The sequence below is a fragment of the Pseudomonas sp. ARP3 genome, assembly GCF_001029595.1.
GTDB classification, from domain to species: Bacteria; Pseudomonadota; Gammaproteobacteria; order Pseudomonadales; family Pseudomonadaceae; genus Aquipseudomonas; species Aquipseudomonas rhodesiae.
Genome location: NZ_LEKF01000009.1, coordinates 1 through 12,802, shown reverse-complemented (window position 1 = coordinate 12,802; position 12,802 = coordinate 1). Strand labels below are relative to the sequence as shown.

Below are 12,802 nucleotides of genomic sequence, written 5' to 3'. Positions count from 1 at the left end.
ACATGCGCCGTCTTATCGCACCCGGCTGGCCCGGTAACCTGCTGGCCGTGGTGGCCGGCGCCATCACTACCCTGGCGCTGGCGCCGTTCGATTTGTGGCCATTTGCGCTGGTGGCCGTCGGGCTGTTCTATATCGGCCTGCGAGAGCTGACACCGCGCCAGGCCTTGGGGCGTGGCTGGTGCTTCGGTTTCGGCCTGTTCGGTGCCGGCACCAGCTGGATCTACTACAGCATCCACCACTTCGGCGGCGCTTCGGTGCTGCTGGCGGGGTTCCTGATGCTATTGTTCACGGCCGCCATTGCCTGGTTCTTCGCCCTGCCCGCCTGGCTGTGGGCACGCTGGCTACGCCGCAACGAAGCGCCGCTGGCGGACGCCCTGACATTCGCAGCGCTATGGGTGGGTCAAGAGGCCTTTCGCGGCTGGTTCCTCACCGGTTTCCCGTGGCTCTATTCCGGCTACAGTCAACTCGATGGCCCACTGGCAGGGCTGGCCCCGCTCGGCGGGATGTGGCTGATTTCCTTTGCCCTGGCGCTCACGGCTGCCGTGCTGTGCAACCTGCCGCGCCTGCTGGCCGCCAAACGCAATGGCTTTGTCGCCGCGGGCCTGGTGCTGCTGGTCGCGCCATGGGGCATCGGGCTGGCGCTCAAACATCATGCCTGGACCGAGCCATCCGGCGCTCCGTTGAAGGTGGCCGCGATCCAGGGCAACATCGAACAGAGCATGAAGTGGGACCCGCAGCAGCTCAATGCGCAATTGGCGCTGTACCGCGACATGAGTTTCAGCTCCAAGCCTGTGGACCTGCTGGTCTGGCCCGAAACAGCGGTGCCGGTGCTCAAGGAGTCGGTGGAGGGTTACCTGGGGATGATGGGGCGGTTCGCGGCCGACCGGCATACCGCGCTGATTACCGGCGTGCCGATTCGTCAGGAAGTGCACCACCAGAAGCGTTACTTCAACGGCATCACCGTAGTGGGCGAAGGCGACGGCACCTACCTGAAGCAAAAACTGGTGCCTTTCGGTGAGTACGTACCGTTGCAGGACATATTGCGCGGGCTGATTGCGTTCTTCGACCTGCCGATGTCGGACTTTGCCCGTGGCCCCTCCGACCAGGCCATGCTGCAAGCCAAGGGTTATCAGATCGCCCCGTTCATCTGCTACGAAGTGGTTTACCCCGAGTTTGCCGCAGGCCTTTCAGCCCAGAGCGACCTGTTGCTGACCATTAGCAACGACACCTGGTTCGGGCGCTCCATCGGCCCTCTGCAACACCTGCAAATGGCGCAGATGCGTGCGCTGGAAGCGGGGCGCTGGATGATCCGCGCCACCAACAACGGCGTGACCGGGCTGATCAACCCGTTCGGACAGATCACCGTGCAGATCCCGCAGTTCGAACGCGGCATCCTGTACGGCGAAGTGGTGCCCATGCATAACCTGACGCCGTACCTGCAATGGCGTTCGTGGCCGTTGATCATCGTGTGTCTGGGGCTGTTTGGCTGGGCGCTGCTGGCGGGCCGCCTGTCGAAAATCGGCTGACAAGAGCCCTACCCGCAGGCAGGGCTTTCTCCGAGGAGAAAGCCCTTGCACCTACCTTAGCGTCATGGCGATTCTGCCGGTGATTGCCATGCCCGACCCAGCCAGTTTCACGCGCCGCCCGTAATAATCCATGTGACCGTCGACAACGGCCAGCATATGGCCGGGGGTATACATCGAGCCCGTTCCGCCCTTTCGTAGCTCGCGCATCGACGCGGCGACCATCTGGTGCTTCAGCCCCAACCGTCGTAATGCCTCACCTGGATAATCACCTGAACTGAGCATTTGCAGCGCCGAGGCAAAGGTTTCACTGCTGCGCTCGTAAAACTTGTCGAGCTGCATGCGTTTGGCGCTGACCGCATATAAAAACTGGGCGTTAACCAGCACATCATTGGAACCGTCGCCTATAAATCCCGAAGCGGCGGCAGCCTGCCGAATTTCGTCATGAGTAATGAAGAGCTTATAGCCGTCCCTCATCCTCACATTGAACCCATCAGCCGTTGCCTCTATTTTTTTATAGATATGATGAGGGTTGTGGCCAAACTTCATCATGGCCAGTTTAATCGCCGAAATAACCACTGAATTTCCACTGCCGCCCTGGTAGAAATCGCGGAAGATATTCGTCGGGATAACGCTGGGTGAATCCGCATCGCCCTTGATCAATGAATTGCCGGGCTCTGCTCCGTTGTCGAGACTGGCATACGCCTGGTTTGCGGACGGTCTATCAAGAGGCGACCGGTACGATGAATAGGTGTTTTCGTTACTGTTGCGCTGGGCGGTGACAGGCTGACCGTAACGCCCCTCGTAAAAACTGTTAGCGACTCTGGACACGCTCATCAGCAGTATTCCTTACTTACTTGATTGGTTTAGATCAGTTTGGCGCCATAACGCCAATGAAAGTCCTTATAGACGCTGGTCTTGGTGCCCCACATATCAAGCGCGCCATCGACTACCGCCATTTGGTGCGGCCCATTGCAGAGAACTCCGATGGCACCCTCGGCCAGTTCCCTCACGGTGGTAGGCGCCATATGCGCCCGCAATCCCAGGCGAATAAGCCCCTCGCCCGCAAGCTCTCCATCGGCGAGCGTCACCATGGCATCCTCGAAGCTCTCTTCGGCGTTTCCGTCATTGTTTTCAAGCTGCGCTCGTTTGGCACTGACGGCGTATAGAAACTGCGCATTGATAAGAACATCTTCCGAGTGACCCGGCCTAAGTCCGGCACCTTCTTGAGCCTCTTCCAATTCCTCAAAGGAAATATGCAACTTGAAAGAGTCCCGCATGGTGACTTCAAAACCGTCCTTAACTTCGGTGATTTGCTTGTAGATGCCATGAGGGTTATGGCCGAACTTAGCCATGGCGGCCTTGATTGCACTGACGGTGACGCAGTTACCCACCCCTTCCTGAGAGAACGCCCCCCAAATATGGGTCGGTTTTATGCCGGCATTCTCCGCGTTGCCCCGGATAAATTTTCGATGCGGCGTCTCGGGAACATCTGAACCCGAATCTACGCCGAGCGCCGAGCGTTCCAATGGCGGGCTATGGGGCTGAAGCACTGATCGTGTTTGATCAGGAATCAACTTAGTAGCGGGTAATGTCCTGTGCTGCTGCCCACCCATACGTGCGGACAGCGTAGTGATCATGTTATTTAACTCGCGCAACATTTCAGTGATCGCGGAGAACGAAGCCTGGGCATGGGGGGCCGCACTTTTGGCTGCTGCGCCATCGGGGCGTGCAGCCCTGTCGAACGCCCCTGCCCCGTGCGGCCTTTCAGGCGCAGCACCCACATAACTTTTATGCACCTCAGCCTGATAACGCCCGTAGTAACCATTTACGGGGCTGGCAACCGAATGACTCATACCTCTTTCTCCCTGGTTTTCATTAACAGCCACGGCCAGCCAAGACTAACCGGCGCTCATCAACAGATAGCCCTAATAACCCTTGAAATATCTTCCATCAGAGGCTCAGTAATTATGTTGCCGTACCTTTCTTTCACGAGGACCTTTGGCCAATTCAGTGGTGCTGATCGCGTCGCGCAATCCAAGCGCCGCCAGAATTTCATGTTTGTTCGTATTAAATGGCGTGAGCGCTAATACACCGGCATAGGTGCGCATTTTCGGAATTTTTTCAGCAGATGAGCGCGTCCAAGGTTCATTGTCCGCGAAGTGCTTCGCTTGCTCAGTCAAATAGATACGCTTGCACAGAACCCCAAATAAAAACGAAGCATCGTTCACCATGCCTTCATCGAAGCCCACAAACCCACAGGCCTTGGACGCCAAGTGCAACTCTTTATGAGTGATATTTAACGCGACACCATCTTTCATAATAATGTCGTACCCGCCAGGCACGGCCGTTACTTTTTCCAGGACACTGTCCACACTCTGGCCATACTTCGACATGGCCAACTTAATGACTTCCAAATAAGGAACACGGCTGTCATGGCCCAACCACGGGTACGGCTTGTATTGCCAGGACACCCCCGCTTTCAGATCATCCGGTTTTTGCCCCTTGGGTTTTCCAGACAACTCCACCGCCCAATCGTCTTCATTGATCACTTCGCTCCATATCCGCCGCCATTCATAATCCTCAAGTGCAACGCCTGCGCCGCCATGCTTGCCATCAGCGAAGTCCAGTGCATCAAACGGATCAAGCTCCTCGTCAGCCACAGGCAAGCGGTCTACGAGGAGCCTGACCTTGATATCAACTGCTGGCAGCGCTTCGAGTTCACGCGGTTTGAGCGGGATAATCGAGGGTGGCTTGGGCGCTACGTCGGTCGCGGGCGCCGGCAATATCGCGTCGGCATCCAAAAACTGTTTCAAGCTGTCGGTGACGTTTTTCAATAACAAAAGCAACGTCGTCAGCGTTTGACCTAATTGCGCGTCGTCCTGTTTTAAAGGGCCAAGAACGTTAGGGCTGTAAGCCGTGAAATGCTCACCTCGTTTCGCTGACAAGTTTCCCGCTCCAGATGTAGCAGGAGCCTCTTCACCGGCAAAGGCATTACCCAACCGGCTTACTCGGTGAGTATTTGCTGTTGATAATATATTCACACAACTCCGCCTCTCTAGGTCAATTAGCACATAGTTCACCACGGAAACACCTACGACAACTTAACGCACGAGGGGAGCGATTAATTTATCCCACAAGTTTAATTTGTCGCACTGCGCAGCGTCAGTGTTCGCACAGACTAGTGGCAGCCAACTTCTTAAAAATTCCACCTTATCAACGCACAAAAAATTACGGCACGCAGCGAACCCGCACAAGCAAAAATAACTTATTCACACAACAACTTTTAATTGACCGCGAATTAATTGAAAATTTACGCAACCAAAAAATTACGAACCCCCATAAACAATCAATCAACACAACAACAAAAAGTTATTCATTTATATTCATCACTCAGCATCTTAGGTACTGCGCGCACTAGGATGTACTACATATCCTACAAGCAAGAATGCGCCTGACCGCTTGCGCCATAAGGCCAGTTAGAACATTGCGTTCATACCGAAAACTGACCTTCTCTAAATCCGCCCAACGGCTGATTTCTTATGACGCAATTCAGCGATAAAACAATCGATACCCCACCTGCCCGACCGCTTCGTTAATCAACTGCCCGCTCTGCCACACCGATTTGAATTCCGGCATCCAACCGCCCAGAGGACGGGCATTGTCCACCCCCAAAAAACCGACCGGGGCCGGTACGACGGTGAAACCGGCCTTTTCAAAACTCCAGACCGATCGCGGCATATGCCAGGCCTGGGTGACCACGACCACGCGCTTGATACCCTCGGGCAATAGAATCTCGGCGCTCATCTGCGCGTTCTCCCAAGTGGTACGGCTGCGTTCTTCCTTCCAGCGCACCGTGACGCCAAAGTCATCCTGCATCGACACCGCCATCAACTGCGCTTCGCTGGGGGGCGTGCCGTAATGCAGGCCACCGGTAGTCAGTACCGGCAACCCCGACGCCTTGGCCAAGCGCGCGGCGTAACGCTGGCGTTCCAGCCCGATGCCCGTAGGCTGATCGGCGCCCCACGCGGGATCGCCTCGCTCACGCCCGGAACCCAACACTACGATGGCGTCGGCGCGTTGGGCCAGGGTTGACCAGTCCTCACGAGCCAATGGCGGCTCGGTCTCAAGCGCACGGGCGCCCCACTCCACCATCACGGGCAGGCTGATCAACCACATACCGCCCAGGCCCAGGGCAAAGCAGCAGCCGGCCAACTTCGGGCGGCTACGGCGAAACCACCAGGCAAGCGCCAGCAGCAGCAAGAGAATGCCGGGCGGCAGGAGCAGTTGTTTGATGAAATAACGAATAGGCATCGGGCATCTCCACAGATGCCCGAAGCCTAAGGTGTAACGGGGTCTAGCGACAATCTAGAAAGTTGCACGTTTAAATGGTGCTGTTCAGGGGGGAGCGAACTACTTGCAGCGGGCGGACCGGAATCTCTCCGGGCCACGACCGGCCGGCAAATCCTTGAGCCACACCACCTTGGCAGACTGCGTGGGCTCCTTGACTGGCGGGGTTGCCGCCATGGGAGGCGCACTGCACTTGTTGCGTTCCAGATAAGCCTTGATCAGTTCCAATTCCGCGCGGCTCAAACCGCGCAGCTCCAACTCCACAGGCCGCTCATCACGCAATCGGCCCGCAGTTCTCGCTGCATCCAATGCACGACCCAATCGGTCGATAAGTCCTTCGTAGATTTCCGGTTTCGTTGCGATTCGCTGCGATTCAACCATCCCCTCACCTCATTGAAGAAAGACTTGCTCCCCAATAAACAGCGTAGCCCCCGTAGCTGCGCCTGCCCGGCGCCGCGACAGACGGCCTTGGCCGCGCAATCAGGGTTTCCCTCGATAGAGTGGGGTCATGTATGCTACGGCGCTTCCTGTAACTCCACTTCCCGCAGGGTTTGGGCACGGATGCGGCGCTTTTGGGTGTCGATCTACCCGGACAATGCACCGAAGAGGATTAGGCCACCCCTATTCAGTTCAAAAAGTAGCCATGCACGAACAATATCAGCCCCGTGAAATAGAAAATGCCGCCCAAGCCTTCTGGGACGAGCAGAAGTCCTTTGAAGTCAGTGAACAGCCAGGCAAGGAGACCTTCTACTGCCTGTCGATGTTCCCTTACCCCAGCGGCAAGCTACACATGGGGCATGTGCGTAACTACACCATCGGCGACGTGATTTCCCGTTACCAGCGCATGCAAGGTAAAAACGTCCTGCAACCCATGGGTTGGGACGCCTTTGGCATGCCGGCGGAAAACGCCGCGATGAAAAACAATGTAGCGCCCGCCAAGTGGACCTACGAAAACATCGCCTATATGAAGACCCAGCTGCGCAGCCTGGGCCTGGCCGTGGACTGGTCCCGTGAAGTGACCACCTGCAAGCCGGACTACTACCGCTGGGAACAATGGCTGTTCACGCGCCTGTTCGAAAAAGGTGTGATCTACAAAAAAAGCGGCACCGTGAACTGGGACCCGGTCGACCAGACCGTACTGGCCAACGAGCAGGTGATCGACGGTCGCGGCTGGCGTTCCGGCGCGCTGATCGAAAAGCGCGAAATCCCGATGTACTACTTCAAGATCACCGCCTACGCCGATGAGCTGTTGTCGAGCCTGGATGATCTGCCGGGCTGGCCGGAACAGGTCAAGACCATGCAGCGCAACTGGATCGGCAAATCCAAGGGCATGGAAGTGCAGTTCCCGTACAACGTCGACTCCATCGGCGAAGCGGGCACCCTCAAAGTGTTCACCACCCGTCCCGACACCCTGATGGGCGCGACCTACGTCGCCGTGGCCGCCGAACATCCGCTGGCCACCCAGGCCGCACAGAATAACCCTGAGCTGCAGGCATTCATCGCCGAATGCAAAGGCGGTAGCGTGGCCGAAGCCGACGTCGCCACCCAGGAGAAGAAAGGCCTGCCGACCGGATTGTTCGTCGAGCACCCGCTGACCGGCGAGAAGTTGCCGGTGTGGGTCGCCAACTACGTGCTGATGCACTACGGCGATGGCGCGGTAATGGCCGTGCCGGCGCACGATGAGCGCGATTTCGAATTTGCGACCCAGTACAACCTGCCGATCAAAACCGTAGTGCGCACCAGCTCGGGCGACAGCAACCCGGCACCATGGCAAGACGCGTACGGCGAGCACGGCACCCTGATCAACTCCGGCGAATTCGACGGCCTGGACTTCGCCGGCGCCTTCGACGCCATCGAAGTGGCGCTGATCAAGAAAAACCTCGGCGCTTCACGCACCCAGTTCCGCCTGCGCGACTGGGGCATCAGCCGTCAGCGCTACTGGGGCTGCCCGATCCCGATCATCCACTGCGCCAGCTGCGGCGACGTGCCGGTGCCCGAAGATCAACTGCCTGTGGTGCTGCCGGAAGACGTGGTGCCGGACGGCGCCGGTTCGCCCCTGGCGCGCATGCCCGAGTTCTATGAGTGCAGCTGCCCGAAATGCGGCCAGCCGGCCAAGCGTGAAACCGACACCATGGACACCTTCGTCGAGTCCTCGTGGTACTACGCGCGCTACGCCTCGCCTCACTACGAAGGCGGCCTGGTAGAAAAAACCGCAGCCGACCATTGGTTGCCGGTTGACCAGTATATCGGCGGTATCGAACACGCCATTCTTCACCTGCTGTACGCGCGCTTCTTCCACAAGCTGATGCGCGACGAAGGCCTGGTCACGTCCAACGAGCCGTTCAAGAACCTGCTGACACAAGGCATGGTAATCGCCGAGACCTACTATCGCCGCGAAGCCAATGGCGCTTACACCTGGTTCAACCCGGCAGATGTAGAGCTGGAACGCGACAGCAAAGCCAAAGTCATCAGCGCCAAGCTGATCGCCGACGGCCTGCCGGTGGAAATCGGCGGCACCGAGAAGATGGCCAAATCGAAGAACAACGGCGTCGACCCGCAGTCGATGATCGACCAATTCGGCGCCGATACCTGCCGTCTGTTCATGATGTTCGCCTCGCCGCCCGACATGAGCGCCGAGTGGTCCGACTCCGGCGTGGAAGGCTCGCATCGCTTCCTCAAACGCGTCTGGCGTCTGGCCCATGCCCATGTCAGCCAGGGTCTGCCGGCCAAGCTGGACGTGGCCGCGCTGAACGACGAGCAGAAAGCCATTCGCCGCAGCATCCACCTGGCCATCAAGCAAGCCAGCCAGGACGTGGGCCAGAACCACAAGTTCAACACCGCCATCGCCCAGGTGATGACGCTGATGAACGTGCTGGAAAAAGCCCCGCAGGCTACCGAGCAGGATCGCGCGCTGGTACAGGAAGGCCTGGAAACGGTCACCCTGCTGCTGGCCCCGATCACGCCGCATATCAGTCACGAACTGTGGAACCGCCTGGGTCACAGCGACGCGGTCATCGATGCGCGCTGGCCGGTACAGGATGACAGCGCCCTGGTGCAGGACACGTTGCAATTGGTCATCCAAGTCAACGGCAAACTGCGTGGTCAGATCGACATGCCAGCCAGCGCCAGCCGCGAAGAAGTCGAAGCGGCTGCGCGCAGCAACGAGAACGTGCTGCGCTTTACCGAAGGCCTGACGATCCGCAAAGTGATCGTTGTGCCAGGCAAACTGGTCAATATCGTCGCCAGCTAATCGGATCGGGCGCAGGGCTTGAGCCCTGCGCCGAACTAAACCTTCAGGGCCGCGATAAGGCCCGCCTGGTTTCAAGGGGAGCAACAAAATGATCAAACGCAACTTGCTGGTTATGGGCCTTGCCGTGCTGCTGAGCGCTTGCGGCTTCCAGCTGCGCGGCACGGGCACCAATGACCTGTCCATCAAAGAATTGGACGTCAGCGCCCGTAACGCTTATGGCGAAACCGTGACGCAACTGCGTCAGGTCCTGGAAAACAGCGGCGTACATGTCTACACCGGCGCGCCCTACAAGCTGGTACTGGTGGACGAGAAAGAAACCCAACGTAACCTGAGCTACGCCAGCGCAGGCCGTGCATCGGACATCGAACTGAGCAGCGTGCTCAGCTTTGAGGTGCAGGGCCGTGATCACCTGCCGTTGATGGGTGACAAGATTCAGATCCAGAAGGTAGTGAGCCACGACGGTAACAACCTGGTGGGTTCGGATTCGGAAGTCATTCAAGTGCGCAAGGAAATGCGTCGCGACCTGGTTCAACGCATGATGTTGCGCCTGCAACTGCTCACACCTGAGCAGCTGGAAGTGCTGCAACGCACCGCTGACGACAAGGCCAAGGCAGAAGCCGACGCGCTTAAAGCGGCACAAGAGTACGAAGACAACACGCCGAAACAATCGCCTGTCGAAGTACCGGTACCGGTTGAGTAAGCCAAATGGGGCGCCCCAGGCGCCCCGTTCGCCCTGCCTATGAAACTCGCTCCCGCCCAACTCGCCAAACACCTGCAAGGTGGCCTCGCGCCCGTCTACATTGTCAGCGGTGACGACCCGCTGCTGTGCCAGGAAGCCGCCGACGCCATTCGCACGGCTGCCCGCCAGCAAGGTTTCGATGAGCGCCAGGTCTTCAGCGCGGATGCCAGCTTCGACTGGGGCACCTTGCTGCAAGCCGGTGCGAGCATGTCGCTGTTCGCCGAAAAACGCCTGCTGGAACTGCGCCTGCCTTCAGGCAAGCCCGGCGACAAAGGCGCTGCGGCCCTGATGGAATACTGCGCACGCCCCGCCGAAGATACGGTGTTGCTGATCAGCCTGCCCAAACTCGACGGCAGTGCGCAGAAAACCAAATGGGGCAAGGCGCTGGTGGAAGGCGCGCAGACCCAGTTCATCCAGATCTGGCCGGTGGACAGTAACCAATTGCCGCAGTGGATTCGTCAGCGCCTGTCCCAATCGGGCCTGGCGGCGACTCAAGACGCGGTCGAGCTGATCGCTGCCCGGGTTGAAGGCAACTTGCTTGCCGCCGCCCAGGAAATCGAGAAGCTCAAGCTGATGGCCGAAGACGGGCAGATCACCGTCGAAACCGTCCAGGGCGCCGTGGCCGATAGCGCGCGCTTTGATGTGTTCGGGCTGGTGGATGCGATTCTCAACGGCGAACCTGCCCATGCCCTGCGCATGCTCGAAGGGCTGCGCGGCGAGGGGGTGGAGCCGCCGGTGATTCTCTGGGCCCTGGCCCGTGAGTTGCGGGTACTGGCCAATATTTCCCTGCAATACAGCCAAGGTACGCCGCTGGACAAATGTTTCAGCCAGGCACGACCACCGGTATGGGACAAACGCAAACCCCTGATGAGCAAAGCCCTGCAACGGCATTCGGCGCAACGCTGGGCGCAGCTTCTGCTCGAAGCACAGCGCATCGATGCGCAAATCAAGGGACAAGCGGCCGGTTCGCCGTGGATGAGCCTGAGTCGCTTGGCGCTGCTGATGTCCGGGCAACGCCTGACACTCCCCGCCGAATAGCCCTCCCATCTGTTGACCGCGTTAACATTTCAAAAACCTTGTCGGGCTTTACAGCGGCCAAACTTCGGCAGATGATTTGCGCCGTTGTAACCACCTACCGAGAGTACCGACCATGAGCAAAAAGCCATCCAAGCATGGCCCCAACAAGGCCAAATCCATCATCGCCCAGCCACTGTTCCGCAGCCGTCAGGAACGCGCCGGCAAGGGCAAAGGCAGCTACCGCCGCGAAGCCTTCCAGTCTAATAGCTGGGAGGCTTCTTACTTTCTGGCTGCCTGAAGGCAAGCGCCCCTCTGGCATGATAAGGTCTGCACCTGATTTGTAATCCCTGGACCTGTGCATGCCCTCTAGCCTTTCCCGTCGTTGGCACCTGCGCCAATTGATCGCTGCCTCCAGCCTCATTCTGCTCGTCGCCTGCGCGGAAAAACCTACCGCCGCCGACGCCCAGCCCTTGCAGACGCTTCAGCCCGCCCCTGTGGTAGCGCCCGCCGTTGTGGCTCCGCTGGCCGTGGACAACCTGGATATCCAACCGACCCAGACCTTCGCCGAATGGCAGGCTGGCTTCCGTGCAGAGGCGCTAAAGGCCGGTATCACCCCCGCTGTTTTCGATACTGCCTTTGCCAACGTCACGCCTGATATGGCGGTGATTCGCGCCGACCGCAGCCAGCCGGAATTTTCTCGCCCGGTGTGGGAATACCTCGACGGCGCCCTGTCACCGGTGCGCGTGCGCAATGGCCAGGCGTTGCTGATCAAGTACGCCGATATTCTGCAACGCATCGAGCAACGCTACGGTGTCGACCGTCAGGCGCTGGTCTCGGTGTGGGGCATGGAGAGCAACTTCGGCCAGTTCCAGGGTAACAACTCGGTGATCCGCTCCCTGGCGACCCTGGCCTACGAAGGCCGCCGACCGGCGTTTGCCCAGGCACAATTGCTGGCGGCCCTGCAGATCATCCAGCATGGCGATATCGCAGCCGACCAGATGAAAGGCTCCTGGGCCGGGGCCATGGGCCAGACCCAGTTCATTCCCACCACCTACAACACCCACGCCGTGGACTTCGACGGCGACGGTCGCCGGGATATCTGGAACAGCCCGGCCGACGCCCTCGCCTCCACCGCGCACTACCTGCAAAGCTCCGGATGGCAGAAAGGCCAGCCGTGGGGCTTTGAGGTCAAACAACTGCCAAGCAACTTCGATTACGCCCTGGCCGATGGCGGCACGCGCAAGACCGTTGGCGAATGGCTGAAACTGGGCCTCCAGTTGCCGCCGGGCGCCAGCATGCCGCCCAACGTCGATCAACTGTCCGCCGCCCTGCTGCTACCTGCGGGCTACCGTGGGCCGGCGTTCCTGGTGCTGGACAACTTCCGCGCCATCCTCAAGTACAACAACTCGTCGTCTTATGCACTGGCGGTTGGCCTGCTGTCCGAACGGTTCGGCGGTGGCGGTGTGATTCGTGGCGATTGGCCCAAGGATGAACTGCCCCTGAGCCGTTCACAGCGCATTGAGCTGCAAACGGTACTCAGCGCTAAAGGCTACGACGCGGGCAACCCGGACGGCATCATCGGCGCCAATACCCGCAAGGCCATTCGCGCGGCGCAACAGGCACTGGGCTGGCCGGCGGATGGGTATCCGACGGTGAAGTTGCTGGAGTCGCTGCAAAACCGCTAGATCGGCTGATGGCGGCTAATGAAGTGCGCCCCAAAAGTTGGACACCTATCCAACTCTTGGGGCTTTTTCATGAGCAAGTACACGACGCAGTTCAAGCTTTCCGCCATTACCGCTTTTCTTGAACGAGGCCGGGGTTTTCGCCGTATCGCCGCTCAATTTCAAATGGACCCCACCTTGCTTCGCCGTTGGGTGGAGGCTTACCGGCTGCACGGTGAGGCCAGCCTGAGCAGTGCCGGTG

12 protein-coding genes are annotated in these 12,802 nt (G+C 59.0%); 7 read left to right on the top strand and 5 right to left on the bottom strand.

Annotated features, from left to right (window positions below):
* Positions 1 to 2 precede the first annotated feature (2 nt).
* The gene (gene lnt, locus ABX75_RS12435; protein WP_034115195.1) at positions 3 to 1,526 is read left to right on the top strand and encodes an apolipoprotein N-acyltransferase; all 1,524 of its coding nucleotides are present in this window, start codon (positions 3 to 5) and stop codon (positions 1,524 to 1,526) included.
* A gap of 51 nt (positions 1,527 to 1,577) precedes the next feature.
* Here lnt and ABX75_RS12430 read toward each other — a convergent pair whose 3' ends face one another.
* From ABX75_RS12430 to ABX75_RS12410, 5 genes are all read right to left on the bottom strand, one after another.
* Positions 1,578 to 2,360 carry a hypothetical protein gene (locus ABX75_RS12430; protein WP_082136149.1) on the bottom strand — a complete coding sequence of 261 codons (783 nt, stop codon included), beginning with the start codon at positions 2,358 to 2,360 and terminating at the stop codon, positions 1,578 to 1,580.
* A 29-nt stretch (positions 2,361 to 2,389) separates the two neighbouring features.
* On the bottom strand, positions 2,390 to 3,379 hold the full coding sequence (locus ABX75_RS12425; protein ID WP_236238637.1) for a hypothetical protein: 990 nt from the start codon (positions 3,377 to 3,379) through the stop codon (positions 2,390 to 2,392).
* Between the two features lie 105 nt (positions 3,380 to 3,484).
* Complete coding sequence (locus tag ABX75_RS28065) at positions 3,485 to 4,567, bottom strand: hypothetical protein (RefSeq protein ID WP_144419296.1); 1,083 nt, start codon at positions 4,565 to 4,567, stop codon at positions 3,485 to 3,487.
* Between the two features lie 508 nt (positions 4,568 to 5,075).
* On the bottom strand, positions 5,076 to 5,837 hold the full coding sequence (locus tag ABX75_RS12415) for a YdcF family protein (RefSeq protein WP_034115196.1): 762 nt from the start codon (positions 5,835 to 5,837) through the stop codon (positions 5,076 to 5,078).
* Between the two features lie 99 nt (positions 5,838 to 5,936).
* A complete protein-coding gene (locus tag ABX75_RS12410; protein WP_034100902.1) occupies positions 5,937 to 6,254 on the bottom strand; it encodes a hypothetical protein in 318 nt (105 codons plus the stop codon).
* 262 nt (positions 6,255 to 6,516) lie between these two features.
* On the opposite strand from ABX75_RS12410, the gene leuS reads away from it, so the two are divergent.
* The 6 genes from leuS to ABX75_RS29995 form a co-directional block, all read left to right on the top strand.
* Positions 6,517 to 9,123, top strand: a complete 2,607-nt coding sequence (gene leuS, locus ABX75_RS12405; protein WP_034115197.1) for a leucine--tRNA ligase — start codon at positions 6,517 to 6,519, stop codon at positions 9,121 to 9,123.
* Between the two features lie 88 nt (positions 9,124 to 9,211).
* Positions 9,212 to 9,823, top strand: a complete 612-nt coding sequence (gene lptE, locus ABX75_RS12400; protein WP_034100904.1) for an LPS assembly lipoprotein LptE — start codon at positions 9,212 to 9,214, stop codon at positions 9,821 to 9,823.
* Between the two features lie 39 nt (positions 9,824 to 9,862).
* Positions 9,863 to 10,900 (top strand): DNA polymerase III subunit delta, encoded by a 1,038-nt coding sequence (gene holA / locus ABX75_RS12395; protein ID WP_034100905.1) that lies wholly within the window; start codon positions 9,863 to 9,865, stop codon positions 10,898 to 10,900.
* 112 nt (positions 10,901 to 11,012) lie between these two features.
* The gene (gene arfA / locus ABX75_RS12390) at positions 11,013 to 11,177 is read left to right on the top strand and encodes an alternative ribosome rescue factor ArfA (RefSeq protein WP_003176285.1); all 165 of its coding nucleotides are present in this window, start codon (positions 11,013 to 11,015) and stop codon (positions 11,175 to 11,177) included.
* Positions 11,178 to 11,238: 61 nt separating this feature from the next.
* Positions 11,239 to 12,564, top strand: a complete 1,326-nt coding sequence (locus ABX75_RS12385; RefSeq protein WP_034100906.1) for a lytic murein transglycosylase — start codon at positions 11,239 to 11,241, stop codon at positions 12,562 to 12,564.
* Positions 12,565 to 12,582: 18 nt separating this feature from the next.
* Positions 12,583 to 12,802 (top strand): transposase (locus ABX75_RS29995; RefSeq protein WP_144419295.1); only part of this gene is annotated, 220 nt, incomplete at its 3' end.

What these genes read in the sequence shown, in the direction of transcription:
- arfA (WP_003176285.1), top strand. Translation starts at nt 11,013, where the DNA reads ATGAGCAAAAAGCCATCCAAGCATGGCCCCAACAAGGCCAAATCCATC.
- ABX75_RS12430 (WP_082136149.1), bottom strand. Translation starts at nt 2,360, where the DNA reads ATGAGCGTGTCCAGAGTCGCTAACAGTTTTTACGAGGGGCGTTACGGT.
- lnt (WP_034115195.1), top strand. Translation starts at nt 3, where the DNA reads ATGCGCCGTCTTATCGCACCCGGCTGGCCCGGTAACCTGCTGGCCGTG.
- ABX75_RS12425 (WP_236238637.1), bottom strand. Translation starts at nt 3,379, where the DNA reads ATGAGTCATTCGGTTGCCAGCCCCGTAAATGGTTACTACGGGCGTTAT.
- ABX75_RS12415 (WP_034115196.1), bottom strand. Translation starts at nt 5,837, where the DNA reads ATGCCTATTCGTTATTTCATCAAACAACTGCTCCTGCCGCCCGGCATT.
- holA (WP_034100905.1), top strand. Translation starts at nt 9,863, where the DNA reads ATGAAACTCGCTCCCGCCCAACTCGCCAAACACCTGCAAGGTGGCCTC.
- ABX75_RS12410 (WP_034100902.1), bottom strand. Translation starts at nt 6,254, where the DNA reads ATGGTTGAATCGCAGCGAATCGCAACGAAACCGGAAATCTACGAAGGA.
- lptE (WP_034100904.1), top strand. Translation starts at nt 9,212, where the DNA reads ATGATCAAACGCAACTTGCTGGTTATGGGCCTTGCCGTGCTGCTGAGC.
- leuS (WP_034115197.1), top strand. Translation starts at nt 6,517, where the DNA reads ATGCACGAACAATATCAGCCCCGTGAAATAGAAAATGCCGCCCAAGCC.
- ABX75_RS12385 (WP_034100906.1), top strand. Translation starts at nt 11,239, where the DNA reads ATGCCCTCTAGCCTTTCCCGTCGTTGGCACCTGCGCCAATTGATCGCT.